We start from the raw sequence: 23741 nt of genomic DNA, 5'->3' as shown, positions 1-23741 counted from the left end.
GGAAGACCGGGGACCTGTCGTGGGCGTGTCACCGCACGGATTCTGTCGGTGTCCTCGGCCATGATGGGCACCGACCCCATCGAGGAGAGGAGGGTGGCTGCGGTGACCACGGTGATCACCACGGCGGCGGTGGCCGTCGCGCTGGTGCTCGCGATCGGGATCGCCCTGGTCTGGCGGCTCTACACGGACAGCGTGCGGCGCGCGGACGCGGCGGTCCGGCAGATCGACGCCGAGCGCAAGCGGGTGGACGCGCAGCAGGCCGCGCTGCGGCGGTACGAGGTCGCGTTCGCCTCCATCAGCGGGCGCGGTGAACTGGGCGAACAGGTGCTCGCGGAGACGGCGAAGGCGCTGGGCCTGCGCGAGGGGCTGCACTTCACGCTGCAGACGGACCTGGCCGGAGGTGGCGCGGCCAAGCCGGACATGGTGCTGCGGGTCGGCGGGGATCGCACCGTTCCGGTGGACGCCAAGGCGAGCATGGCGTGCTGGGCGGAAGCGGTGGAAACGGACGATCCGGCCGAACGGCTCGACGCGCTGCGGGTGCACGTGCGCAACCTGCGGTCGCGGGCGGCGGAACTGTCCGGGAAGGGTTACGCGCGCTGGGCGGACGCGATCTACGGCACGATCATGTTCGTCCCGTCCGACGCCGCGGTGGTGGCCGCGCTGGACACCGATCCGGAACTGCTGCGCTGGCTGCTGGACCGGCGCGTGTTCATCTGCGGCCCGACGGGGTTCGCGGTGCTGGCTTCGTCCGCTTTGTTCGCGGTGACCGAAACGGCGCTGGCCGAGGACGTGGAGATGGTGCGGGAGGCCGCCGCTTCCGCGCACCGGGCGGCCGGTGGCGCCATCGACGCGCTGAACCTGTCGAGCACGCACCTGCAGCGCTTCGTCTCCGCACGACGTCGCGAGTTGGAAGCACTCGAAGGCTTCCGCGCCGCCGTCACGCCGCTGACCGAGGCAGCCGCGAGCCCGGCGCCGGTCCCCGCCATCCGCCGCGGAGAGGAGCTTGCCTAGGCGCCGGTCAAACAGGATAAAACGCGGTGGGGCAAGACGACGCTCCGAACGCTGCGGAATCAAGGGAGAGGTCTGCGTCACACCGCGAAGGTGAACGCATTCGCCCTGATGGCGGCATTGTCGATCACGCTCGGAGGCCGATCGGGCGAGTGGGCTGAGACAGTGGTGGCATTCCACCCGTGACCACGGGATACGGTGTGCTGTGTGACCGCCATACGCGATCGGCAGAGCGATCCCGACGCCGACGACCTCTTCGTACCCTGGGACGAGCTTCCCGTCGTGGGTACGCGACGAGGGCTGCCCTGGTGGGGAGCGGTGCTGCTGGGCTTCGGGCTGGCCGCGCTCGGCGCGGTCGCGAGCCTGCAGATCACCGACAACCTGGAACTGATCTTCCAGGGTGCCTACTTCGCCGGTGCGGTCGGGGCGGTCGCCGCGGTGCAGCGCCGCAGCCTGTTCGGGCCGATGGTGCAGCCGCCGCTGATCCTGGCCGTCACGGTGCCCGCCGCCCTGCTGTTCTCCGGCGCACCCGCCGGTGGGGACACCTTTTCCACCGCGCTGGCGATCGCGACGCCGCTGATCAACGGCTTCCCGACGATGGCCATCACCACCGGCGCGGCGCTGGCGCTCGGCTTCTTCCGGATCTACCGCGAGCGGGACCCGGACCCGCCGATGAAGCCGATGAAGAAGGGCAAGGACGCGCGTCCCGCCGAAGCCGCCCGGCCACCGGCCAAGGCGCGCCCACGCGGCGACGAGGACGCCCCACCGCGCCGCCCGGGCCGCGCCGCCGCTCGCGACCTCGGCCGTGACGCCGACCTCGGCCGCGATGCCGCTCTCGGCCGCGATCGGGACCCGGAGCGTGGCCGCGGCCGCGATCGGGACCCGGACCGTGCCGGTAGCCGCGATCGGGACGCGGACCGCGCCGGTGGGCGCGATCCGGAGCGTGCCGGTGGGCGCGATCGGGATCCGGACCGTGGCCGTGGTCGAGGCCGGGATCGGGAGCCGCTCCGCGACCGGGACCGCGAACCCCCGCCGCGCCGCCCAGCCGCCGGTTCCGGCGGCCCCGTCCGGCGCCGCCCTCCCGAAGACACGCCGCGTCGCCGGGAACCACTCGACCGTGAACCCCGAAAGCGCACCCCACCTCCGGGCGACAAGCCGGTCCGCCGCACTCCGCCGCCCCCGCGCACCGGGGACGCCCCCCGCGACCGCAGCGGCCGCCCACCCGGCAGGCGCACCCCTCCCCCTCGCACCCGCCCCTGGGACGACGACCGCGACTGACCCCTCACCCGGACCCCGCGTGAGGGGAGCGGCAAGCCCCGCAGCCGCCCCAACACCGAGGCAGCGCTTTACGCCGAGGCGGCGCCGTGAAAGCGACTTTCACGGCGCCCGGCACGGTGAAGCCACCTCCACAGCGGGCCGCCGCCGCGAATGCCACATTCACGGCACCTGTCACGGTGGCCCGCCAAAGGCGCGGACCCGGCGACCCGTCTAGCGGGAGCCGTGCAGGGCGGCGTCCGCGGGCCCCAGTCGATCCCCCGCCGTCTTCGCCTGGTGCCAGTGTGGGTAGATCAGCTCCGGCGCGCTCACCGCATCCAAAGTAGACAGTTCAGAATCCGACAACCGCAAGGAAACCGCGCCCAGGTTGTCCACCAGCTGCGACTCCTTCCGCGCCCCGATCACCAAAGTGGACACAGCGGGCCGCGTCAGCAAGTACGCCAGTGCCACCTGCGCGGGCGAAACCCCGTGCCCCGCGGCGATTTCCACCAGCTTGTCGATCGTGTCGTACAGGCGCGACTCGTTCCGCACCGGCGGCTCGTCCCACGCGCTCAGGTGCCTGCCCTCCGAAGCCGAGCTGCCCCGCCGGTACTTCCCCGACAGCAACCCACCGGCCAGCGGGCTCCACACCATGATCCCCAGCCCCTGGTCCACGGACAGCGGCACCAGCTCGTACTCCGCGTCCCGGCTCTCCAGCGAGTAGTAGATCTGGTTGCTCACGAACCGCTGGTACCCCCGCGCGTCCGCCACCGACAGCGCCTTCATCAACTGCCAGCCCGAATAGTTCGACACCCCCAGGTACCGCACCTTCCCCGACCGCACCAGGGTGTCCAGCGCCTCGAGCGTCTCCTCCAGCGGCGTCTGCCCGTCCCACTCGTGCACATGATAAATGTCGATGTGGTCGGTCCCGAGCCGCCGCAGGCTGGCTTCGGCCTGCGAGATGATGTGGTGGCGCGAAAGGCCGGCGTCGTTCGGCCCGTCGCCCATGCCCATCCGGACCTTCGTCGAGATCAGCACGCGCTCCCGGCGACCGGCGAGCACCTTGCCGACGATCTCCTCGGACACCCCGGTCGAGTACACGTTGGCCGTGTCGACCAGGTTCACCCCGGCGTCGAGGCACAGGTCCACCTGCCGCCGCGCACCGTCCACATCGGTGTCCCCGACGTTCGCGAACACGCCGCCACCGCCGAAGGTCATCGTGCCCATGGTCAGCGCCGAGACCCGCAGGCCGGACCGGCCCAGCTGACGATAATCCATCGAGCGTCCTCCCGATTTTCGTTGCCCCTCAAGGCAAACCTAACCGGGAAGCGGCCTCAGCGCACGGTGCTGCGCAGTTCCTTCGGCAGCGAGAAGGTGATCTTCTCGTTGGCCGTGGTGACCTCGTCGACGTCGCCGTAACCGCGCTCGGCCAGCCAGTCGAGCAGGTTCATCACCAGGGTGTCCGGCACGGACGCTCCACTGGTCACGCCGACCGTGGTGACCCCGTCCAACCAGGACTCGTCCACCTCGTGCGCGAAGTCGACCAGGTGCGCGTCCTTCGCCCCGGCCTTCAGCGCCACCTCGACCAGCCGCTTCGAGTTCGACGAGTTGGTCGAGCCGACCACGATCACCAGGTCGCACTCCGGCGCCAGCGCCTTCACCGCGACCTGCCGGTTCGTGGTGGCGTAACAGATGTCGTCGCTCGGCGGGTCGGAGATCTCGGGGAACCGCTCACGCAGCTGGTCCACCCGCTCCATCGTCTCGTCGACGCTCAGCGTGGTCTGGGACAGCCAGATCACCTTCGACGGGTCGCGCACGGCGACCTTGTCCACGTCCTCGGCGGTGTCCACCAGCTGGACGTGCTCGGGCGCCTCGCCCGCGGTGCCCTCGACCTCTTCGTGCCCCTCGTGGCCGATGAGCAGGATGTCGTAGTCGTTCTTGGCGAACCGGTTGACCTCTTTGTGCACCTTGGTCACCAGCGGGCAGGTGGCGTCGATGGTGCGCAGGTTGCGCTCGGCGGCTTCGGCGTGCACCGCGGGTGAAACACCGTGCGCGGAGAACACCACGAGCGCGCCTTCGGGCACCTCGTCGGTCTCGTCGACGAAGATCGCGCCGCGCTCGCGCAGCGTCTCGACCACGTGCCGGTTGTGCACGATCTCCTTGCGCACGTACACCGGCGGACCGTGCAGCTCCAGCGCCTTCTCCACCGCGATCACCGCGCGGTCGACCCCGGCGCAGTAACCACGCGGCTTCGCGAGCAGCACTCGCTTGCCCTCGCGCGGCTTGATCGGGGCGATTTCGGCGGGCTCGGTACCAGGAGTCGGTGAGCTCATGCCCCCAGGGTACGGGTAGCTCCGTTGTGCCCGGGCTCACGCGTGGGTCCTTCGGCTAGGCCGTTGGAGTAGGCCGAACAACACACAGAGTTGGGCAGGACGGCCTAGGTACGGCAGGCTGTACGGCATGAAGCCACTCCCGCTCCCGCTGCGCGTCGCGGCGGGCCTCGCGGTGACGACCGTAGAGCGGGCTCGCGAACTGCCCCGGCAGCTCACCGGCCTCCCGGTCACCGTCGCCAGCCAGGTACTCCAGTTCTCCATGCGCGTCCAGCAGCACGTCACCGAGCTGGCGATCAAGGGGGACGACGTGCTGTCCACCCTGCGCCCGGTCGAGGAGTCACCCAGCTGGGCCACCTTCGACGAGGACCTGCCGGAGGAACCCTCCCGCAACGGTCACCGCGCGGAGCCGGTCGCCGAGGCCGAGGACCCGTGGGCCGCCGAAGAGCAGGCCATCGCCGAAGAGGCGGGCCCCGCCGGCGTCACCGGTTACGACGAGCTGACCCTGCCGCAGCTGCGCGCGCGGCTGCGGAAGTTCTCCGCCGAAGAGGTGGAGGAACTGCTCGCCTACGAGCGTGACCACCAGAACCGGCCCTCGTTCACCGGCATGCTGGCCCGACGGCTCGGCAACCTGCAGAAAACCGGCGAAGAGCCGGACGACCAGTGAGCGAAACCGCGGCTCGCGAGACCTCGACCGCGGAGAACCCCTGGCCGGTGCGCACGGTGGCGCGCAAGATCGGGGACTGGATCCACCGGCTCGGCGCGGTCTGGGTGGAGGGGCAGGTCACCCAGATCTCCGCCCGGCCGGGCACCGGGACGGCCTTTCTCACCCTGCGCGACCCGGCCGCGGACGTGTCGATGTCGGTGACCTGCCCGATGGGCCTGCTCCGCTCGCTCGAACCGCCACCGCGCGAAGGCGCCAGCGTGCTGGTCAACGCGCGGCCCGCGTACTTCTTCGGCCGGGGCACGCTGAGCCTGCGGGCCAGCGAGATCCGCATGGTCGGCATCGGCGAGCTGCTCGCCAGGATCGAGCGCCTGCGCCGGCTGCTCGCCGCCGAGGGCCTGTTCGCCCAGGAGCGCAAGCGACGGCTGCCGTTCCTGCCGAAGGGCATCGGGCTGATCACCGGCCGCGCGTCGGCGGCCGAGCGCGACGTGCTGGTCAACGCGCACGCCCGCTGGCCGGCCGCGCACTTCCGGGTGATCAACACGGCGGTGCAGGGCGCGCTCGCGGTGCCGGAGATCCTCGACGCACTGTCCATTTTGGAGCGTGACAAGAACGTCGAGGTGATCGTGATCGCCCGCGGCGGCGGCAGCGTGGAGGACCTGCTGCCGTTCTCCGACGAGGCGCTGTGCCGCGCGGTCTCCAACGCCCGCAAGCCGGTGATCAGCGCGATCGGCCACGAGCCGGACACCCCGCTGCTCGACCACGTCGCCGACGTGCGCTGCTCCACGCCCACCGACGCGGGCAAGCGCGTGGTGCCGGACGTGCGCGAGGAGAGCGAGCGCGTGCGGCAGATGCGCGACCGCGGCCGCCGCGCGCTGCACGGCTGGGTGGACACCCAGCGCCGCCTGCTCGACCAGCTGCGCAGCCGTCCGGCGCTGGCCGATCCGCTCGGCCCGATCGCCCGGCGCGCCGACGAGGTCGAACTCCAGCGCCAGCGCGGCCGCCGCGAGATCCTGTCCACGCTGACCAGGGAGCAGACCGCGCTGACCGCGGCGCGTGCCCGGTTGACCGCGCTCGGTCCGGCGGCGACCCTGGAACGGGGTTACGCGGTCGTGCAGTTTTCCGACGCGGCGGGCAACCTCGGGGTACTCCGATCGGTCTCTGAAGTATCGGCCGGAACCGAGGTCCGGATCCGGGTCGGCGACGGCGCGGTCCGCGCGGTCGTGACGGGTCCCGCAGAGGAGGGGTGAGGCGTGCTCGAACCACGGGCGAACGAGTTCCTGCCCCTGACCAGCGGCGCCGCCGCTCGCGCCGGCGCCGGGGCGGTGCTGCTCCGCGCGCAGGAGGCCGACGTCGCGGCGGGTGCCTGCTGGACGGCGCTGATCGCGGGCTGCGCGAACGCGGGCCGGTGGGGGCTGGCGCCGCGGCTGCGGCTGCTGTCCGAGGCCACCTCGGAGTACGTCGGCACCCGCTGGTGGTCGACCGAGGGCGTGTCGCACCGCAACCGGGTGGCCGGGGCGCAGGGGCAGATCGAGGACGCGATCGCCGAGGGTGACGGCCAGGAGTTCGCGAAGGCGTTCAGCGACTACGACAACGCGATGGCCAGCGCGGTAGTGTGCGGCGGACGTCATCGAGCGGAGAAGCAGGCACAGTGACCGAAGAACTCGGCTACGAGCAAGCACGCGACCAGTTGGTCGAAGTGGTGCGGGACCTGGAGGCCGGCGGGCTGTCCCTGGAGCAGTCGCTGGCGCTGTGGGAGAAGGGCGAGAAGCTCGCCAAGGTCTGCGAGCGCCACCTCGACGGGGCACGCGAACGGGTGGAGACCGCGCTGGCTTCGGTGGAGAACGGAACCGATACCGCGGAAAAGGGCAACGCAGGGTGAGGAACCCCATGCTCGCGGGTACCCGGAGTGCTGCCGGTATCTGAGAGGATGACCGGGCGACTGGACGACCCTGGAGGCAACATGTCCAACCCCAGCCAGCCCACCGAAGCCACCCGGCGCGGGGAGGCGCCCGACCGCAACCTGGCCATGGAGCTGGTCCGGGTGACCGAAGCCGCCGCGATGGCCGCCGGGCGCTGGGTGGGCAAGGGCGACAAGAACGGCGGTGACGGCGCGGCGGTCGACGCCATGCGCCAGCTCGTCGGCACGGTGTCCATGCGCGGGGTGGTGGTCATCGGTGAGGGCGAGAAGGACGAAGCCCCGATGCTCTACAACGGCGAAGAGGTGGGCAACGGCGACGGTCCGCACTGCGACGTCGCGGTGGACCCGATCGACGGAACCACGCTGATGGCCAAGGGCATGCCGAACGCGCTCGCGGTGCTCGCGGTCGCCGAACGCGGCGCGATGTTCGACCCGTCCGCGGTGTTCTACATGGAGAAGCTGGCGGTCGGGCCGGAAGCCGCCGGGCTGGTCGACCTGGCCGCGCCGGTCGCGGAGAACATCCGCCGGGTGGCGCAGGCGAAGAACAGCGGCGTGTCCGACGTGACGGTGTGCATCCTGGACCGCCCCCGGCACGAGCAACTGGTCAAGGAGGTCCGCGAGGCGGGCGCCCGGATCCGGTTCATCTCCGACGGTGACGTGGCGGGCGCGATCGCCGTGGCGCGGCCGAACACCGGCGTGGACATGCTGCTCGGCATCGGCGGCACGCCGGAGGGCATCATCGCGGCGAGCGCGCTCAAGTGCATCGGCGGTGAGCTGCAGGGCCGGTTGTGGCCGAAGGACGACGAGGAGCGTGAGAAGGCCGTCGGCGCCGGGCATGATCTGGAGCGCGTGCTGTCCACCGACGACCTGGTCCAGGGTGACAACGTGTTCTTCTGCGCCACCGGGGTCACCGACGGCGACCTGCTGCGCGGCGTGCACTACCGCGCGGGCGGCGCGACCACGCAGTCGATCGTGATGCGGTCGAAGTCCGGCACGGTCCGGATGATCGACGGTTATCACCGCCTGACCAAGCTGCGGTCGTACTCCTCGGTGAACTTCGACGGCCGCCTCGACGACGTCGACGACGACGAACTCGACGTGGTGCCGCCGCTGCCGTGATCAACCGTCTCGTCCTCTGCCTGGCCGCACTGGTGCTCGCCGCCGCACCGGCTTCCGCCGTGGAGCCGTTCATCGTCGGCGGGGTGGCGGCCGACCAGGAGTACCCGTTCGTCGTGTCGTTGCAGTCGAGCACCGGGAAGCACAACTGCGGTGGCTCGCTGATCGCGCCGGACCGGGTGGTCACCGCCGCGCACTGCGTGCAGGGCCGCAACCCGGACATGCTCAAGGTGCGCATCGGCAGCAACGACAACTCGCAGGGCGGCGAGGAGCTGCGGGCGACCGGGCTGGCGGTGCACCCGGAGTACAACCCGGACGGTGCGCGGGGCGACATCGCCATGGTGCGCCTGGAAAAGGCGGCGGCCGCGGCGCCGATCCCGCTCGGTGCGAGCGCCGCCCCCGGCACCACGACGCGGCTGCTGGGTTGGGGGCAGACCTGCCCGGAACTCGGCTGCGCGGACAAGCCGACGCAGTTGCAGCAGCTGGACACCTCGATCGTGGCGCCGGAGGAATGCGCCACGGTCGCCTTCGATGGCGCGGTGGAGCTGTGCACCGACAATCCAGGGGATACCGCGGGCTCCTGCTACGGCGACTCGGGCGGTCCGCAACTGGCCAAAGTGGACTCGAAGTGGGTGTTGGTCGGCGTGACCAGCAGGCCGGGCAACGACTCGGACACCTGCGGCACGGCGCCGTCGATCTACACGTCGGTGGTCGCCTACACGGCATGGATCACCGAACAACTGGCTGCGCCCACTCCGCAGCCTGAGCCTTCACCGGAGCCGTCGCCGGAACCCACGCCCGAGCCCACGCCCGAGCCCACGCCGGAACCGTCCCCTGAGCCGTCGCCCGAGCCTTCTCCGGTGCCGACTCCCTAGGTCACGAAGTGGCTTTCGAGACGTCCGGCGTCCCGAAAGCCACCTTCGCGACTTGGCTATTCGGCGTTGCTGGAGTGCCCCGGGAAGAGGTGCGCATCCGGATCCAGCGCGACCGCGATGTTGTTCACCGCGGTGGCCGCTTCGCCGAAACCGGTGGCGATCAGCTTGACCTTGCCCGGATAAGCGGCCACGTCACCCGCCGCGTAGACGCGGGGTTTCGCGGTGGCCATGGTGGAGTCGACCGCGATGGCGCGGTGGTCGATCTCCAACCCCCAGTTCTCGATCGGCCCCAGGTCCGCGGTGAAGCCCAGCGCCGCGATCACCGACTGCGCGGGCAGCACCAGGCGTTCCCCGCCCTTCACCTCGACGGCGATCTCGCCGAGCGCGCCGTCGCCGTTGTCGCGCAGTTCGGTCACCTCGGCATCGGTGATGATCCGGACACCGAGTTCCCGCGCCTGCCGCACGATCGACTCCACCGCCCGGAACCGCGCCCGCCGGTGCACCAGCGTGACGCTGCGTGCGATCGGGTGCAGCGCGAGCACCCAGTCGAAGGCGGAATCACCGCCGCCGACCACCACCACGTCCTGACCTTCGTGCGCACGCAGCGAAGGCACGAAGTGGACCATGCCCCGCCCGAGCCAGCCATCGCCGGCGGGCAGCGGCCGCGGGGTGAACTCGCCGATCCCCGCGGTGATCAGCACCGCGCCCGTCCGCAGCACCTCACCGCCGTCGAGGGTGACCGCCAGTCCGTCGTCGACGTAGTCCAGCCCCTCCGCCTTGCGGCCCAGCAGATACGTCGGCTTCCATTGCGCGGCCTGTTCGACCAGTGAATTGACCAGATCCCGCCCGCGCACCGCCGGGAACCCGGCCACGTCGTAGATCATCTTCTCCGGGTACATCGCGGTGACCTGGCCGCCTGCCTCCGGCAGCGAGTCGATCACGGCAGTGGACAACCCGCGGAAACCGGCGTAGTAAGCGGCGAACAGGCCGGTCGGCCCGGCACCGACGATCGCCAGGTCCACGGTCGAATCGGGCACACTCATCCTGAAGAATCCCTCCGCCGTGCAGTGGTGGTGTGGCAGCAGTCACAGCCCACCCTAGTGCGAAAGACCACTCCGCAGGCTTGCCTTACCTGGGCCAGACTGGAGTTATGCCTGAACAGGAATTCCGGATCGAACACGACACGATGGGCGAAGTGAAAGTGCCCGTCGACGCGCTGTACCGAGCCCAGACGCAACGCGCCGTGGAGAACTTCCCGATCTCCGGCCGCGGCCTGGAACGCGCCCAGATCCGCGCGCTCGGCCTGCTCAAGGCCGCGACCGCGCGGGTGAACGCCAAGCTCGGCGTGCTCGACGAGGACCTCGCCACCGCGATCGCCGCGGCCGCCGACGAGGTCGCCGAAGGCAGGCACGACGCCCACTTCCCGATCGACGTGTTCCAGACCGGTTCCGGCACCTCGTCGAACATGAACGCCAACGAGGTGATCGCGACGCTGGCCACCCGCGCCCTCGGCCGCGACGTGCACCCGAACGACCACGTCAACGCCTCGCAGTCGTCCAACGACACCTTCCCGACCACCATTCACGTGGCCGCCACGGAAGCAGTGCTCTCGAATGTGATCCCTGCTCTCGAACACCTCGCGCAGGCCATCGAGGCCCGTGCCGCGGAGTGGGCGGACGTGGTCAAGTCCGGCCGCACGCACCTGATGGACGCCGTGCCGATCACGCTCGGCCAGGAGGCCGGGGCGTGGGCCTCGCAGGTGCGCTTCGGCATCGAGCGGCTGCGCTCCGGGCTGGACCGGCTCGGCGAACTGCCGATCGGCGGCACCGCGGTCGGTTCCGGCCTCAACGCCCCGGACGGCTTCGGCGCCGCGGTCGCGGCCGAACTGGCCCAGGTGACCGGCCTCCCGCTGACCGAGGCCCGCGACCACTTCGAGGCGCAGGCCACCCAGGACGGCGTGGTGGAGACCTCCGGCCACCTGCGCACGGTCGCCGTCTCGCTGAACAAGATCGCGAACGACCTGCGCTGGCTGGGTTCCGGCCCGCGCACCGGGCTCGCCGAGCTGGCGCTGCCGGACCTGCAGCCGGGCTCGTCGATCATGCCGGGCAAGGTCAACCCGGTCATTCCGGAGGCCACCCTGCAGGTGGTCGCGCAGGTGATCGGCAACGACGCGGCGGTGGCCTTCGCCGGTGCGCAGGGCAACTTCCAGCTCAACGTGAACCTGCCGGTGATCGCCAGGAACGTGCTGGAGTCCGCGCGCCTGCTCGCCGCGGTTTCGCGCCTGCTGGCGGACAAGGTTTTCGCCGGGGTCACGGTGAACACCGACCGGGCGCGTGAATACGCCGAAGGTTCGCCGTCGATCGTGACGCCGCTGAACAAGTACATCGGCTACGAAGAGGCGGCGGCCGTGGCGAAGCAGGCGCTCAAGGAACTGAAGACGATCCGCGAGGTGGTCATCGAACGCGGTCACGTCGCCGACGGCAAGCTGACCGAAGCCCAGCTGGACGAGGCGCTCGACGTGCTCCGGATGGCCCGCGGCGGCAAGTAGTCACGCGAGTTCGCGCAACGCGGCGGTGAGCGGACCGGCCAGCCGGTCCGCGAACCCCGCGGGCACCGGTTCGCGCAGCATGTGCAGCCAGGCGAACACGGACCCGAGCAGGATGGCGTGCACGGCGACCGGATCCGGCCTGTTCGCCAGCTCGCCCCGTTCCACCGCGCGGTCGACCATCCGCACCAGGTACTCCCGCTGCCGTCCGACGAACTGCGTGCCGAAGCGCTCGGCCAGTTCGGGATCGGCCCGCACGTCGGCGAGCAGGCCGGGGATCGCACTGGCCGCCGCCGGTCCGTCCAATGAGGACTGGATGACGCCGAGCACACCGGCCACGTCCCCGCGCAGCGAACCGGTTTCCGGTGGTGGCGGCAGGTGCTCGTTGTGCACCACCGCGGCGAAGACCAGCTCCGCCTTGGACCGCCAGCGCCGGTAGACCGCGGCCTTCCCCACCCCGGCGCGCGCCGCGATCATGTCCACAGTGGACTTCTGGTAGCCGGATTCGGCGAGCAGTTCGTGCACGGCGGCGCGCACCGCGTCGTCGATCCCGGTGGTGCGCGGCCTGCCCCGGCGAGGTGCGGTCATGCCCACAGTTTACGGAACTGTCAGTTCCGTATATCTTCGGGGTCATGACCTGGACAAGAAGCTCCACCCAGCTCCTCGAAGTCGAACGTGAACTGGTCTGGCCGGTGCTGGCCGACCTGCCCGGCTGGTCGCGCTGGGACCCGGACCTGGTCGAGGTGATCCCCTCCGGTGACGGCGGTGATTTTGTGCCGTCCGGCCGGTTCCGCGGACCGGCGCACGCCAAGATCGCGGAACCGTTCACCATCGCCGAACGCGTCGAAGGCGAGCGCATCGTGGTGCGCCAGCCGGTGCCGTTCGGCGCAATGCGCCTGGAGTTCCGCCTCGCCGACGCCGCGGGCGGGCGCACCGAGTTCACCCAGCACGTCACGCTCACCGGACCGTTGGCGCGGGTGATGGTGTGGATCATCGGTGGCGACGTGGTGCACCACTTCCCGGAGAAGTGCGCCGCGCTGGAGCGGCTGGCCTCACCCGCGACGGCGTAGCCCGATCAGCACGCCGAACGCGACCAGGCCGACTCCGGCCAGGTCGGTCAGCTCGAGCCGTTGCGCGCCGAGCAGCACCGCGACGAGCAGGCCGGACACGGGCATCACGCCGATCAGCACCCCGGCGCGATCGGCGCCGAGCACCGAGACCGCGAAGTACCAGATGCCGAAGGCCACCGCGGTGACCACCACGGCCAGCACCAGCAAAGCGGTGAGCTGCTTGGCATCCGGCAGGATCCAACTCTCCACAAAGGACGAGAGAAGGGCGCTGCCGATGGCCGCGGCCACGCAGCTCCATGCCGAGGTGGCCAGCGGTCCGAGCCGCTTGACCAGTCCCACCGCGAAGAGGGTGAAGCAGGCCTCGCAGAGCATCGCGAGCACGGCCAAGACCAGGCCGGTGCCGGTGGTGGCGCCGCCGCCGGTGAGCACGACGACGCCACTGACCGCCAGCACCGCCCCAAGAATCGGCGCGGCGGACGGTTGCTTGCGGGCAAGCAGTGGGCCCGCGACGGCCAGCACCAGCGGACTGCCGCCGAGCACCGCGGCCACCAAGCCGGGCTCGGCGTACCGCTGCGCGTAGAGGAGGCAGGCCTGGAAGCCGACCATTCCGGTGGCGGCGAGGGCGAGGAGAGCGGGGAGGTCCGTCCACTTCGGAATGGGCAGCGGACGGCGGCGGAGGCCGAACCAGGCGAGGAGGAGCAGGCCGGCGAGGCCGTAGCGGAGGGCTTGGCCGAGCAGGAGCGGGTACCCGTCGAGCAGCCCGGTCACCGGCACCGACCCGCCGACGATCGCCGCGGTAGCCACCCCGGCGGCGATCCCGAGCCGATCCCGAGCCGGGGCCACTGTCGTAGTCATGGCAGCCAGCCTGACCGGCGACCGGCCCACTCAGAAGGACCACTTCAGCCCTCGTGAACTGGTCCATCGCCCTTGCGGAGAGCAGCGCTCTCGTCGTAGATCACCGCTCTCGCCTCCGCCGAGATCACCGATCACGAACGAGAGCAATGATCTCGTCGTGGAGCACCGCGCTCGCAACTACCCCCCACGACGCTCGCCGCTGCTCCGCCCCAGACCACACGCCCCTTACGGTCACAGATCCCGCGCCCCACGCGCCCGGCAGGTCTCGCGACGCCTCGGCCTTCGCAGCCCTCCCGGCGGTCGTGGTGATCGCAGGGCTCTCGCCAGCCCGCGGCAACCAGCGGCGATGGGCGGTGATTGGCGATGATTGGCGGCAGCCCGCGGCGATCAGTGGCGATCAACAGCGATCGGCGCATCAGCGGCGATCGGTGGTGATCGGCGGCAGCCCGCGGCGATCAGTGGCGATCAACAGCGATCGGCGCATCAGCGGCGATCGGTGGTGATCGGCGGCAGCCCGCGGCGATCGGCGGTGATCGGTGGCGATTGGCGACAGCCCGCCGCGATCGGTGGCGATCGGGGGTGAGTGGTCTTCGTGGCGGGCTAGTGGCGGCGCAGCGACTTGTCCGCCAGTGCGGGTGGCACGTAGTCCGACTCGAGGCGGTTCAGATCCGTGCCAGGCGCCACGATCTCATCGATTCGGTCCAGCGCGGCCTCGTCCAGATCCAGGTCCGCGCTCGCCAGCAAGTCCGTCAGCTGCGAAGGCGTCCGCGGCCCGATGATCGCCGAAGTCACCCCCGGGTGCGCCCGCACGAAAGCCAGCGCCAGGTGCGACATCGGCCGCCCCAGGTCCGCGGCCAGTTTCCGCAGCGACGCCAGGGCGGCGAACTTCGCCGCGTTCCCCGGCAGCGCAGGGTCGAACTTGTGCGGCTGGATCGACTGCCGCCCGCGTGTCAGGTCCACGTCCGAAGGCTCGGTGTACCGCCCCGACAACCAGCCGCTTGCCAGTGGCGACCACGTCAGCACCCCCAGCCCGTACCGCTGCGCGGCCGGCAGCACCGCGCCCTCGATCGCCCTGTTGAAGATCGAGTACGGCGGCTGCTCGCTCCGGAACCGGACATGCCCCCGCCGCTCCGCCACCCACTGCGCCTCGACGATCTGCTCCGCCGGGAACACCGAATGCCCGATCGCCCGCACCTTCCCCGCCCGCACGAAGTCCGACAACACGGACAGCGTCTCGTCGATGTCGGTGGTGTGGTCCGGCCGATGAATCTGATAGAGGTCCAAGTAATCAGTGTCCAGTCGACGAAGACTGCCCTCCAGCGCGCGGACCAGCCACCGCCGCGAGTTGCCGGAGTGGTTCTCGTCCGGGCCCATCGGGAAATGCGCCTTCGACGCCAGCACCACGTCGTCACGACGCCCCTTCAGCGCCTTCCCGACGATCCGCTCGCTCTCACCATCCGAATACATGTCGGCGGTGTCCACAAAATTGATGCCACCGTCCAGCGCGGCGTGCAGCATCCGCACGCCCTCTTCGTGATCGGGATTACCCCACGCCCCGAGCATCATCGCGCCGAACGCGTACTCGCTGACCGAAATGCCCGTACCGCCCAGAATTCGCCTGCGCATCGAAAGTTCCTTTCCACGTCCGCGAACCACGTCCGCGAACCACGTCGACGGACCTCGTCCGCGGTCCTCGTCTGCCGACCCCGAGCGTGCAGACGAAAACCACGAAGACCCAGGCCCGCCGCAACCTGGGTCTGCCAGTACCAGGCACCGCGCCCCCGGGCGGGGATACTGGAGGCATGAGCGAGACGACCGAACTCGGCGGGTTCCTCAGGGCGCGGCGCGCGGAGCTGGACCCGTCCGATTTCGGCCTGCCGCCCGGGGTCAACCACCGGCGCGTGGCCGGGCTGCGCCGCGAGGAACTGGCGCAGCTGGCGGGCATCAGCGTCGACTACTACACCCGCCTGGAGCAGGGCCGCGCGCGCAACGTGTCCGACGCGATCCTCGACGCGGTCGCGCGCGCACTCCGGCTGACCGCCGACGAAGAGGCGTACCTGCGCAACCTCGCCGCCCCGAAGCGCCGCCGCCAGAGCACCCCGTCGAAGCGGGTACGGCCCGAACTCCAGCACCTGCTCGACGCGATGCAGGTCCCCGCGTTCGTCTTCGGCCGCTACATGGACGTGCTGGCGTGGAACCGGCTGGCCAACGCGCTCTCCTTCGACTTCGAAGCGATGGCGCCCGAGGAGCGCAACATCCCGCGCCTGTTCTTCCTCGACGACTCGGCCGCCGAGTTCCACCCCGAATGGGACAAGGTCACCGGCGAGGTGGTGGCGAACCTGCGCGCCGAAGCCGGTCGCCACCAGGACGACCCGCAGCTCGCGCAGCTGGTCGGCGAGCTGTCCGTGCGCAGCGAGGAGTTCCGGCAGCTGTGGGCCCGCCACCAGGTGCAGGACAAGGCCCACTGCACGAAGCTGGTGCGCAACCCGGTCGTCGGCGACCTCGACCTGCGGTACGAAACGCTGCGCCTGCCCGACGAGGACCTGGCCGTGGTCACCTACACCGCCGAGCCGGGCAGCGAATCCGAGCGCAGGCTGAACCTGCTGGCCTCCTGGGTGACCGAGGCGGCACGTGCCGGATAGCGCACTGCGGGAGCTGCTGCTCCCGGCGATCGACGCGGGCGGACGGCCGGGCAAGGCCGCCGAATCCGCACTGCGCGAGGCGATCCGCTCCGGCAGGCTCCCCGCGCACACCCGGCTGCCGTCGAGCCGCGACCTGGCCGCGCAGCTGGGGTTGGCCCGCGGCACGGTGATGGCCTTCTACGCGCAACTGGTCGCTGAGGGCTACTTGTTCGCCGAACGCGGTTCCGGGACCCGCGTGGCGCCGATCGGCGGTGGCACCGAAGCAAGACCGGCCCCGGCCGCGAACGCACCCGCCTGGCGTTACGACCTCAAACCGGGCCTGCCCGCGCTCGGCGCCTTCCCCCGCGCGGAATGGCTCGCCGCCGAGCGCGAGGCGCTGAACTCCCTGCCGGACGCGGGACTCGGCTATCCCGATCCGGCCGGACTGCACGAGCTGCGCGTGGAACTGGCGAGCTACCTCGGCCGCGTGCGCGCCCTGCCGACCACCCCGGACGACGTGGTGATCACCAGCGGCGCGGCCGAAGCGCTGTCCCTGCTGTCGACCGTGTTGCACCAGCGTGGCGCGCGCCGGATCGCGGTGGAGGACCCCAGCCACCTCGGACAGGCGGACCTGCTCGCCTCCCACGGCCTCGAACCGGTCGGCGTCCCGGTGGACGAGGACGGCATCGACATCGGCAGGCTGACCGAGCCCGGCTGCGGTTCGGTGCTGGTGACGGCCGCGCACCAGTTCCCGCTCGGCATGGCGCTGCACCCGTCGCGGCGCCGCGCGCTCCTGTCGTGGGCCGAGCGCACCGGCGGGCTGATCATCGAGGACGACTACGACGCCGAACACCGCTACGACCGCCCGGCGCTCGGCGCGATCCGTGCGCTCGACCCGGCTCGCGTGGCCTACATCGGCAGTGTCAGCAAGGTCCTGATCCCCGCGTTGCGCATCGGCTGGCTGCTGCTGCCCGCGCACCTGCGCGACGACGTCGTCCGGACGAAGCACCGGCACGACCTCGGGTGCGCGCCGCTGCCGCAGGCCGCGCTCGCCAGGATGTTGCGGTCCGGCGGGTACGACCGGCACCTGCGGCGCACGCGGCGGCTCTACCGCCAGCGGCGGGACGCCCTGCTCGACGCGCTCGCCACCGCACTGCCCGACTGGCACCCGGTGGGCATCGCGGCCGGGCTGCACCTGGTGGTCCGGCTGCCCGACGGCACCGACGACGCCGAAGTCCACCGGGCGTTGGCCGAGCGCGGGATCTACGCGCCCGCCCTGTCCGACTACGCCCATTCGTCCGCGGGCCGCCCGTTCCCCGGGCTGGTGCTCGGGTACGCGGCCTCCTCCCCCGACCGCCTGCGCGCGGCGGTCGCCGAAATGGCCGAGGTCACCACCCGCTGAACCCCCGGTGAACAGCCGGGGTTTTCGCGCAACCAAGCCAAAACCGCGACCTAGGATCCGGCGGTGTGGGGATCGGTCAGCTGCTGCAGTCGCTCGCCGAGTTGCTGAGCTCCGACCAGGGCAGCCTGCTGCTCGGCATCGCCGCGCTGGCCGCCATCAGCGCGCCACTGGCCGACCGTTACCTGGTGCGCCGCAAGCGGATCCAGTTCCGCGTGCTGTACAACTCGAAGATCGGGCTGAACCCGGTCGACCTGAACGGCGAGCCGGGCGTGGACCCGGAGCTGCGACGGCTGGCGCAGCTGCTCGACCGGCTCAGCGTGGTGGTCATCCGGATCCGCAACACCGGCGGGTTCGACATCGGCCCGGACGACTTCGACACCCCGATCGCGTTCACCTTCGGCAGGCGGATCGTCTGGGACGCCAGGATTTCCGAGGCGAGCGACCCGGATCTGCGCAAACTCGTCCGCGAGAACATGGAGTTCTTCTCCACCGGGGTCCCGGAAGAGGGCCTGTCCGAGCTGCGGCGCTCGATGGCCGACCGGTTGCGGGGCATGTTCGGCGCCAAGGCACCGGTGGCGCCGCCACCGCAGTGGCACGGGGTCCGGCTGAGCAAGCTTTCCTTGAAGGCCAAGGAAAAGTTCAAGCTGGTGGTGGTGCTGCGCGAACCGGACGACGCGAACGGGCCCGAGATCACCAAGGACTGGCACCGCGAAGGCCGCATCACCGGCGGCCGGATCAAGGACGAGAAGAAGCAGCGGCGGCTGAGCTGGCCGGTGATCACCGTGGCGGTGGGCGTGCTGCTGACCGGTGCGCTGCTGGCCACCCTGCTCACCGCGGGTTCCCGGCCGGACCTGGCCGAGCAGTGCGCCGAGGGCTCGCTGGGCGTCGAAGGGTCGAGCGCCTTCGAACCGATCATGCGGAGCATCGCGGCCGAGTACACCGCCGGCTGCGCCGACGCCGCCGTGGCCACCCGCGCGACCGGCAGCAACGACGGCATCCGCGCGCTCAACGCACTGCCGGCGGAACGACAGCACGAGCTGGCCGTGCTGTCCGACGGGGTCGCCGGTGAGGCCGGTCCCGAGCTGGTGCCGCAGAAGGTGGCGGTGGTGGTCTACGGCGTGGTGGTGAACGCGTCGGCCGGGGTCGACGGGCTGACCGCGGACCAGCTGCGCGGGATCTACGAGGGCCGCTGGCGGGACTGGAAGGACGTGCGCGGCGGCGAGTCGCTGCCGATCCGGATCGTCGGGCGCGGGCAGGAATCGGGCAGCAGGCAGGTGTTCGAGGGCAAGGTGCTCGGCGGCGACGGCGGCCGGATCTCCGAAGGTGTGCTGTCCTCGGATTCGTGTGAAGAGGCGACCGTGCCCGCACCGACCACCCGGTGCGAGCGCAGCAGCACCGCGCAGGTGCTGGAGGAGGTCGCCGCGACACCGGGCGCGATCGGGTATGCGGACGCGCCCGCCGCGAAGGCGGCGACCGCGCGGGACCCGGCCGTGGTGACCGCGAAGATCGACGGCCGCTACCCGGACTTCACCGCGATCGAGCCCGGCTATCCGTTCTGGACGATCGAGTACCTCTACACCAAGGGCGTGCCGAAGAACGACACGCTGCTGAAGAAGTTCGTCGACTACCTGGGCAGCGACACCGCCCGCGCCGAGCTGCAGGACGCCGGGTACACGCCGTGCGTCGGCCGGGACGGCTTCCCGCACCCGCTCTGCGTGCGGGGCGAATAGCGCGCGAACTGTCGGGGGTCGGCCGCACAATGGGGCCATGTTGCTCGCCGACGCCGTGCAGGCCTCCGCCACGCTCAGCGCGACGCGATCTCGCAAGACGAAGATCGCCACGCTGGCCGAAGTGCTGCGCGCGGCCGCGACCGAGGAGCTGGCGCCGGTGGTCGGCTTCCTCACCGGCCAGCTGGTGCAGGGCCGGATCGGCGTCGGCTGGCGCACGCTGGCCGAGCTGGGCGTCACCCCGGCGGGCGAACCGGCGCTGACCATCGCCGAGGTGGACGCGCGGCTCACCGACATCGCCGGGATCACCGGCTCGGGCTCCGGCAAACCGCGGACCGAGGCACTGCACGAGCTGTTCGGCCGGGCCACCGAGGCCGAGCAGCAGTTCCTCGTCCGGCTGATGACCGGCGAGCTGCGGCAGGGCGCGCTCGAAGGGGTGATGGTCGACGCGGTCGCGGCCGCCGCCGAGGTCCCGCTCGAGGTGGTCCGCCGCGCGTTCATGCTGTCCGGACGGCTGCCCGCCACCGCCGTCGCCGCGCTGACCGGGGGCGCGGCGGCGCTCGGCGAGTTCCGGCTGGAGCTGGGCAGGCCGATCCGCCCGATGCTGGCCTCACCCGCCGAATCGCTGGCCGAAGCCATCGCCGAGCATCCGAGCGCACTGGTCGAGTACAAAATGGACGGTGCGCGCATCCAGGTGCACCGCGACGGCGACGAGGTGCACGTCTACACCCGGACACTGCGCGAGATCACCGGTTCGGTGGCGGAACTGGTCGAGCTGGTGCGCGCGCTGCCGTGCGAGTCGGTGGTGCTCGACGGCGAGACGCTGGCGCTCACCGACGACGGCAGGCCCCGCCCGTTCCAGGAGACGATGAGCCGGTTCGGCAGCACACGCGAGGAGCAGGTGCGGGCGCTGCTGCTTCGGCCGTACTTCTTCGACTGCCTGCACCTCGACGGCGAGGACCTGCTCGACGCCCCGCTGCGCGAGCGCAACGCGGCCCTGCGCAAGGTGGTCGGCGAGCACCTGATCCCCGGTGAGGTCGAGCCCGCCGATCCGGCCAGGGTGCTCGGCGACTCACTGACCGCCGGGCACGAGGGCGTGATGGTGAAGAGCCTCGATTCGCCGTACGCGGCCGGTCGCCGCGGCAACGCCTGGCTCAAGGTCAAGCAGGTGCACACGCTCGACCTGGTGGTGCTCGCCGCCGAATGGGGGCACGGCCGCCGCACCGGTTACCTGTCGAACCTGCACCTCGGCGCCCGCGATCCCGACGGCGGCCCGCCGATCATGGTCGGCAAGACCTTCAAGGGCCTGACCGACGAGCTGCTCACCTGGCAGACCGCGAAGTTCCAGGAGATCGAGCGCGAGCGCGACGACTGGACCGTCTACGTCCGCCCGGAGCTGGTGGTGGAGATCGAGCTGGACGGCGCGCAGGTCAGCACCCGCTACCCCGGCGGGCTCGCACTGCGCTTCGCCAGGGTGGTCCGGTACCGGCCGGACAAGGACCCGGGCGACGCCGACACGATCGACGCCGTCCGGGCCACGCTCGCTACCGGCTGGCGACCGTCTTGACCACGCCGCCGTGCGAAGGGAAGTTCGTCGGGCAGCCGATCTTCGAACCGTCCTTGAAGTAGACGGTCACCTTGCCACCGCATTCGAACGCCTCGAAGCCGCCCCAGGTCCGGGTGCCCGGCTTGAGGCAGAGCGCGTCCTTGCCGAACCGGCGGATGTAGCCGGCGTACCCGTCCCCGCAGGTGCGGATCACGTCGTTGGGCGCCTGCGCGGCGGTGGCGCCCTGCTCGGCGGCCGAAGCCGCCACCGGGACGGACAGCGCGGTCACCGCGATGCCGAGCATGACCGTGGCCTTGGCGAATGCACGCATGGAAGTCCTCCTCAGTAGCAGCGGGCCGACGAGATGGCGTAGGTGTAGTTGTTGGTCGCGTCCGAGGTGACCTGGAAGTCGATCTTGTAGCCGAGCGGCGGCTCGCCGAAGATGTCGGTGGTCACCTTCTTGTCCTTGCCCGGTCCGACCACGCCCTTCCACAGGCCCTTGTCGAACTTCACGTCGCGAATGGTGACGAGCATGCCGCGGTAGTCGTGGTTGTGGACCTTGATGGTGATCTTCTGGTCCGCCAGCACCTCCGCCCGCGTGGTGTGGCCGCCCTTGAGCTGACCGCCCGCGCAGACCCGCTCGGCCGCCGAACCCGCCGGCGCGGTCGCCAGCGGTACCGCGATCGCCAGCGCGAGCACCGCGCCACCGCGCTTGAGCCATCCTGAAGTATTCATGTTCCCTGTGCTCCCCGTCTGTCTTCTGTGGGCGGGAATGACGCTAGGGAGCCGGGTGCTCACCCCGGAAGCACTCGACCGGCCGCGGGCCGGGTGGCCAATGTCCACGCAGGTCAGCGCTTTGGCCACCGGCACCGGTAGCCAAATCAGCCGACTCAGCCCACGACGGTGAGCAGGAAGTAGAGGCCCCGGTTGCCCGGCAGCAGCAGGCGGCCCTGCGGATCGGCCATCTTCCAGTAGACGTGGCAGTGCCCCGGCCGCGACGGCGTGCGCACGTCGACCGAGATCCGCACGGTCTGTCCCGGCGCGGTGTCCGGCACCGGCACCTGCGGCGGGGTCACGCACTCGTCGGGGTCACCGAAGGCGCCTTCGCGTCGCAGCACGCGGCCGACCCACGGCACGCTGCCGCTGTTGCGGATCTCCCAGGTCTTGATCACCTGCGTGTCGGTCGGCACGCGGGCGCCGTCCTGGAGGGTCACGTCGCTGACGTACTCGGACGCGTCGCCGTCCACCATCGGCGCGGCGGGCATGGCCTGGTCGGGCTGGTCCTCCTGGCCGAACACCAGCACCAGCCCACCGGCCAGCAGCACGGCGACCACCGCGGCGACCCCGGCCACCGGCCACCACCGCCTGCGCGGCCGCGCCGCCGGTACCTCCTCGACCACCGGTGCCTCGGCCGGCGGCTGTTGCGCCCGCTCCCACCGGCCTCGCCACTCGTGGCGCACCCGCTCGGCGTCCTCCCCCAGCACACCGACCGCCAGCACGCGGACGAACTCCCAGGTGGTGTCCCACGACGGCAACCGGGTGCCGCGCGCGGCGGCGGACAACGCGGACTTCGAAGCGAGCGCGCCCAGTTCGTCGCGCATGCGGTCGTACGACGGATCCCCGGCGGCCCGCTTCAGCTCCCAGAGCCGGTACGCGAACTCCGCCACCGGACCGGCCGCCGGATCCGGCCCCTTCGCCACCCGCCCGCGGCGCACTTCAGTCATTGCCTCAGCGTAACCAGAGGTCACAGCCGGTATCAGCCGGACAGTGCCTTGCCGAGTTCGGTCGGCCCGTGCAGCACCGAATTGCCGAGCCGCCTGCTGTAGATCAGCCCGGCGTTGCGCAGCACGGTCGCGTGCTGGCTCGCCGACGCGGTGGACACACCCAGCTCACGGGCGATCTCCGTGGTGGTGCGCCCGCCGTCGGAATGGGCGATGCAGCTGAGCACCTGCTGCCGCGTCGGCCCGATCAGCGCGGCGATCGCCCCGGCCTCGGCCTTCGGCTCGGACCAGTCCGCCGCCACCGGGTACACCAGCACCGGCGGCAGGTCCGGGTCGCGCAGGCTGGTCGGGCGGCCGAGGCAGAACGCCGACGGCAGCAGCACCAGGCCGCGTTCGTCGAGTTCGAGTTCCTGCTCCACCGGGAAGTCGACTTCGAGCACCGGCGCCCGCCAGCGCGCGAACGGCGCGAAGGAGTCGAGCAGGCCCTCCACGCCCTGATCGAGCAGGATCCGGTCGCGGACCATGCGCTCGGCCTCGAACATCGCGCGCAGCTGACGCGACACCGGCGCGATGGCTACCTCGTGGAACCGCGTCATCGCGCCCGCGAGACCGGTCAGCCCGGTTTCGGTGACCCATTTGGTGTGCTCCCAGCGCTGGTCGCCGAGCAGCCGCAACTCCGCCTCGACCCGTTCGGCCGGGGTGTCCAGCAGCGTGCGCACCCCGGCGTCGAGCGTGGTCTCGCCCCTGGTCGGGGTCAGGAAATCCGGGAAGTAACCGCGGCTGGGCAACACGGTGGCCAGCCGGTGCACCGCTTCGCGCCCACCGGGGGTTCGAGCCACTTGGCCACCGGCCCAGGTCCGCCAGCCACCGAGCGCGCTCGAGCCGTCCGCGGCGCGGAGCCGTTGCAGGCCGAGCGCCACGTTCCACAGTTCGTCGGGCTGCCGGGCCACGCGCACCCGTCCGAGATCAGCCGACGACAGATGAATCCGCAGCATGCGTGCGTCTCCTGTTGTTCGCTCAGGCCTGCTCACGGTAACCGGAGCGCGGCACGAGCGCACTCGTGAAGATCTTTCAGCCGCGCACCCG

Annotated in this window: 24 protein-coding genes; 14 read left to right on the top strand and 10 right to left on the bottom strand. The window is 71.2% G+C overall.

Annotated elements, in window-relative coordinates; translation table 11 throughout:
- The first annotated feature begins 102 nt into the window (after window positions 1-102).
- Window positions 103-1011, top strand: a complete 909-nt coding sequence (rmuC, locus tag YIM_RS05270; protein ID WP_228004958.1) for a DNA recombination protein RmuC — start codon at window positions 103-105, stop codon at window positions 1009-1011.
- 204 nt (window positions 1012-1215) lie between these two features.
- Window positions 1216-2286 carry a DUF6542 domain-containing protein gene (locus YIM_RS05265; protein ID WP_153029254.1) on the top strand — a complete coding sequence of 357 codons (1071 nt, stop codon included), beginning with the start codon at window positions 1216-1218 and terminating at the stop codon, window positions 2284-2286.
- A gap of 210 nt (window positions 2287-2496) precedes the next feature.
- On the opposite strand, the gene YIM_RS05260 is transcribed toward YIM_RS05265, so the two are convergent.
- Together YIM_RS05260 and YIM_RS05255 are read right to left on the bottom strand one after the other, a co-directional pair.
- Entirely contained in the window at window positions 2497-3540 is a 1044-nt protein-coding gene (locus YIM_RS05260; RefSeq protein WP_153029253.1) for an aldo/keto reductase, read from the bottom strand.
- A gap of 56 nt (window positions 3541-3596) precedes the next feature.
- On the bottom strand, window positions 3597-4595 hold the full coding sequence (locus tag YIM_RS05255) for a 4-hydroxy-3-methylbut-2-enyl diphosphate reductase (RefSeq protein WP_153029252.1): 999 nt from the start codon (window positions 4593-4595) through the stop codon (window positions 3597-3599).
- Window positions 4596-4722: 127 nt separating this feature from the next.
- Between YIM_RS05255 and YIM_RS05250 the strand changes: the two genes are divergently transcribed.
- The 6 genes from YIM_RS05250 (at window position 4723) to YIM_RS05225 (ending at window position 9168) form a co-directional block, all read left to right on the top strand.
- Window positions 4723-5259: a lipid droplet-associated protein gene (locus tag YIM_RS05250; protein WP_153029251.1), complete on the top strand. Its 537-nt coding sequence runs from the start codon at window positions 4723-4725 to the stop codon at window positions 5257-5259.
- Window positions 5256-6506, top strand: coding sequence for an exodeoxyribonuclease VII large subunit (xseA, locus tag YIM_RS05245; RefSeq protein WP_153029250.1), 1251 nt, complete (start codon window positions 5256-5258; stop codon window positions 6504-6506). The genes YIM_RS05250 and xseA overlap by 4 nt, the downstream gene beginning before the upstream one ends.
- A gap of 3 nt (window positions 6507-6509) precedes the next feature.
- Entirely contained in the window at window positions 6510-6911 is a 402-nt protein-coding gene (locus YIM_RS05240) for a hypothetical protein (protein WP_153029249.1), read from the top strand.
- A complete protein-coding gene (locus YIM_RS05235; RefSeq protein WP_153029248.1) occupies window positions 6908-7138 on the top strand; it encodes an exodeoxyribonuclease VII small subunit in 231 nt (76 codons plus the stop codon). The genes YIM_RS05240 and YIM_RS05235 overlap by 4 nt, the downstream gene beginning before the upstream one ends.
- Before the next feature lie 81 nt (window positions 7139-7219).
- Entirely contained in the window at window positions 7220-8296 is a 1077-nt protein-coding gene (gene glpX / locus YIM_RS05230; protein ID WP_194240046.1) for a class II fructose-bisphosphatase, read from the top strand.
- Entirely contained in the window at window positions 8293-9168 is an 876-nt protein-coding gene (locus YIM_RS05225; protein ID WP_153029247.1) for a trypsin-like serine protease, read from the top strand. Before glpX ends, YIM_RS05225 begins: the two co-directional genes overlap by 4 nt.
- Before the next feature lie 56 nt (window positions 9169-9224).
- Here the strand turns inward: YIM_RS05225 and YIM_RS05220 are convergent, their stop codons facing one another.
- Window positions 9225-10211 (bottom strand): NAD(P)/FAD-dependent oxidoreductase, encoded by a 987-nt coding sequence (locus YIM_RS05220; RefSeq protein WP_153029246.1) that lies wholly within the window; start codon window positions 10209-10211, stop codon window positions 9225-9227.
- A gap of 107 nt (window positions 10212-10318) precedes the next feature.
- Between YIM_RS05220 and YIM_RS05215 the strand changes: the two genes are divergently transcribed.
- Window positions 10319-11716, top strand: a complete 1398-nt coding sequence (locus tag YIM_RS05215; RefSeq protein ID WP_153029245.1) for a class II fumarate hydratase — start codon at window positions 10319-10321, stop codon at window positions 11714-11716.
- Here YIM_RS05215 and YIM_RS05210 read toward each other — a convergent pair whose 3' ends face one another.
- Window positions 11717-12301, bottom strand: a complete 585-nt coding sequence (locus YIM_RS05210; protein WP_153029244.1) for a TetR/AcrR family transcriptional regulator — start codon at window positions 12299-12301, stop codon at window positions 11717-11719. It lies immediately after the preceding gene.
- A 44-nt stretch (window positions 12302-12345) separates the two neighbouring features.
- Between YIM_RS05210 and YIM_RS05205 the strand changes: the two genes are divergently transcribed.
- Window positions 12346-12783, top strand: a complete 438-nt coding sequence (locus YIM_RS05205) for an SRPBCC family protein (protein WP_153029243.1) — start codon at window positions 12346-12348, stop codon at window positions 12781-12783.
- On the opposite strand, the gene YIM_RS05200 is transcribed toward YIM_RS05205, so the two are convergent.
- Together YIM_RS05200 and YIM_RS05195 are read right to left on the bottom strand one after the other, a co-directional pair.
- Entirely contained in the window at window positions 12766-13638 is an 873-nt protein-coding gene (locus YIM_RS05200; protein WP_153029242.1) for a DMT family transporter, read from the bottom strand. The two genes, YIM_RS05205 and YIM_RS05200, sit on opposite strands and share 18 nt — an antisense overlap.
- A gap of 600 nt (window positions 13639-14238) precedes the next feature.
- Window positions 14239-15264 carry an aldo/keto reductase gene (locus YIM_RS05195; RefSeq protein WP_153029241.1) on the bottom strand — a complete coding sequence of 342 codons (1026 nt, stop codon included), beginning with the start codon at window positions 15262-15264 and terminating at the stop codon, window positions 14239-14241.
- A gap of 176 nt (window positions 15265-15440) precedes the next feature.
- Here YIM_RS05195 and YIM_RS05190 point away from each other — a divergent pair, with 176 nt between their 5' ends.
- The 4 genes from YIM_RS05190 to YIM_RS05175 all read left to right on the top strand — a co-directional run bounded on the left by YIM_RS05190 (window position 15441) and on the right by YIM_RS05175 (window position 20955).
- Entirely contained in the window at window positions 15441-16280 is an 840-nt protein-coding gene (locus YIM_RS05190) for a helix-turn-helix domain-containing protein (RefSeq protein ID WP_153029240.1), read from the top strand.
- Window positions 16270-17661 carry a PLP-dependent aminotransferase family protein gene (locus YIM_RS05185; protein ID WP_153029239.1) on the top strand — a complete coding sequence of 464 codons (1392 nt, stop codon included), beginning with the start codon at window positions 16270-16272 and terminating at the stop codon, window positions 17659-17661. Before YIM_RS05190 ends, YIM_RS05185 begins: the two co-directional genes overlap by 11 nt.
- Window positions 17662-17726: 65 nt before the next feature.
- The gene (locus YIM_RS05180; RefSeq protein WP_153029238.1) at window positions 17727-19391 is read left to right on the top strand and encodes a PstS family phosphate ABC transporter substrate-binding protein; all 1665 of its coding nucleotides are present in this window, start codon (window positions 17727-17729) and stop codon (window positions 19389-19391) included.
- A gap of 37 nt (window positions 19392-19428) precedes the next feature.
- Window positions 19429-20955, top strand: a complete 1527-nt coding sequence (locus YIM_RS05175; RefSeq protein WP_153029237.1) for an ATP-dependent DNA ligase — start codon at window positions 19429-19431, stop codon at window positions 20953-20955.
- Here the strand turns inward: YIM_RS05175 and YIM_RS05170 are convergent.
- The 4 genes from YIM_RS05170 to YIM_RS05155 form a co-directional block, all read right to left on the bottom strand.
- Window positions 20933-21265 (bottom strand): hypothetical protein, encoded by a 333-nt coding sequence (locus YIM_RS05170; protein ID WP_153029236.1) that lies wholly within the window; start codon window positions 21263-21265, stop codon window positions 20933-20935. The two genes, YIM_RS05175 and YIM_RS05170, sit on opposite strands and share 23 nt — an antisense overlap.
- An 11-nt stretch (window positions 21266-21276) precedes the next feature.
- Window positions 21277-21669 carry a hypothetical protein gene (locus YIM_RS05165; protein WP_153029235.1) on the bottom strand — a complete coding sequence of 131 codons (393 nt, stop codon included), beginning with the start codon at window positions 21667-21669 and terminating at the stop codon, window positions 21277-21279.
- A gap of 155 nt (window positions 21670-21824) precedes the next feature.
- On the bottom strand, window positions 21825-22658 hold the full coding sequence (locus YIM_RS05160; protein ID WP_153029234.1) for an NBR1-Ig-like domain-containing protein: 834 nt from the start codon (window positions 22656-22658) through the stop codon (window positions 21825-21827).
- Window positions 22659-22690: 32 nt separating this feature from the next.
- On the bottom strand, window positions 22691-23650 hold the full coding sequence (locus tag YIM_RS05155; protein ID WP_153029233.1) for a helix-turn-helix transcriptional regulator: 960 nt from the start codon (window positions 23648-23650) through the stop codon (window positions 22691-22693).
- Between the last annotated feature and the right edge of the window lie 91 nt (window positions 23651-23741).

This window comes from Amycolatopsis sp. YIM 10, from assembly GCF_009429145.1.
Lineage (GTDB): Bacteria > Actinomycetota > Actinomycetes > Mycobacteriales > Pseudonocardiaceae > Amycolatopsis.
Note: the sequence above shows the minus strand (reverse complement) of the source record. Positions and strands in the feature narration are given on the sequence as shown.

Coding starts and splice junctions, on each gene's coding strand:
- YIM_RS05190 (WP_153029240.1), top strand. CDS start 15,441: ATGAGCGAGACGACCGAACTCGGCGGGTTCCTCAGGGCGCGGCGCGCG.
- YIM_RS05220 (WP_153029246.1), bottom strand. CDS start 10,211: ATGAGTGTGCCCGATTCGACCGTGGACCTGGCGATCGTCGGTGCCGGG.
- YIM_RS05200 (WP_153029242.1), bottom strand. CDS start 13,638: ATGACTACGACAGTGGCCCCGGCTCGGGATCGGCTCGGGATCGCCGCC.
- YIM_RS05260 (WP_153029253.1), bottom strand. CDS start 3,540: ATGGATTATCGTCAGCTGGGCCGGTCCGGCCTGCGGGTCTCGGCGCTG.
- YIM_RS05165 (WP_153029235.1), bottom strand. CDS start 21,669: ATGAATACTTCAGGATGGCTCAAGCGCGGTGGCGCGGTGCTCGCGCTG.
- YIM_RS05170 (WP_153029236.1), bottom strand. CDS start 21,265: ATGCGTGCATTCGCCAAGGCCACGGTCATGCTCGGCATCGCGGTGACC.
- YIM_RS05250 (WP_153029251.1), top strand. CDS start 4,723: ATGAAGCCACTCCCGCTCCCGCTGCGCGTCGCGGCGGGCCTCGCGGTG.
- YIM_RS05210 (WP_153029244.1), bottom strand. CDS start 12,301: ATGACCGCACCTCGCCGGGGCAGGCCGCGCACCACCGGGATCGACGAC.
- YIM_RS05160 (WP_153029234.1), bottom strand. CDS start 22,658: ATGACTGAAGTGCGCCGCGGGCGGGTGGCGAAGGGGCCGGATCCGGCG.
- YIM_RS05205 (WP_153029243.1), top strand. CDS start 12,346: ATGACCTGGACAAGAAGCTCCACCCAGCTCCTCGAAGTCGAACGTGAA.
- YIM_RS05175 (WP_153029237.1), top strand. CDS start 19,429: ATGTTGCTCGCCGACGCCGTGCAGGCCTCCGCCACGCTCAGCGCGACG.
- YIM_RS05155 (WP_153029233.1), bottom strand. CDS start 23,650: ATGCTGCGGATTCATCTGTCGTCGGCTGATCTCGGACGGGTGCGCGTG.
- YIM_RS05255 (WP_153029252.1), bottom strand. CDS start 4,595: ATGAGCTCACCGACTCCTGGTACCGAGCCCGCCGAAATCGCCCCGATC.
- YIM_RS05215 (WP_153029245.1), top strand. CDS start 10,319: ATGCCTGAACAGGAATTCCGGATCGAACACGACACGATGGGCGAAGTG.
- glpX (WP_194240046.1), top strand. CDS start 7,220: ATGTCCAACCCCAGCCAGCCCACCGAAGCCACCCGGCGCGGGGAGGCG.
- YIM_RS05195 (WP_153029241.1), bottom strand. CDS start 15,264: ATGCGCAGGCGAATTCTGGGCGGTACGGGCATTTCGGTCAGCGAGTAC.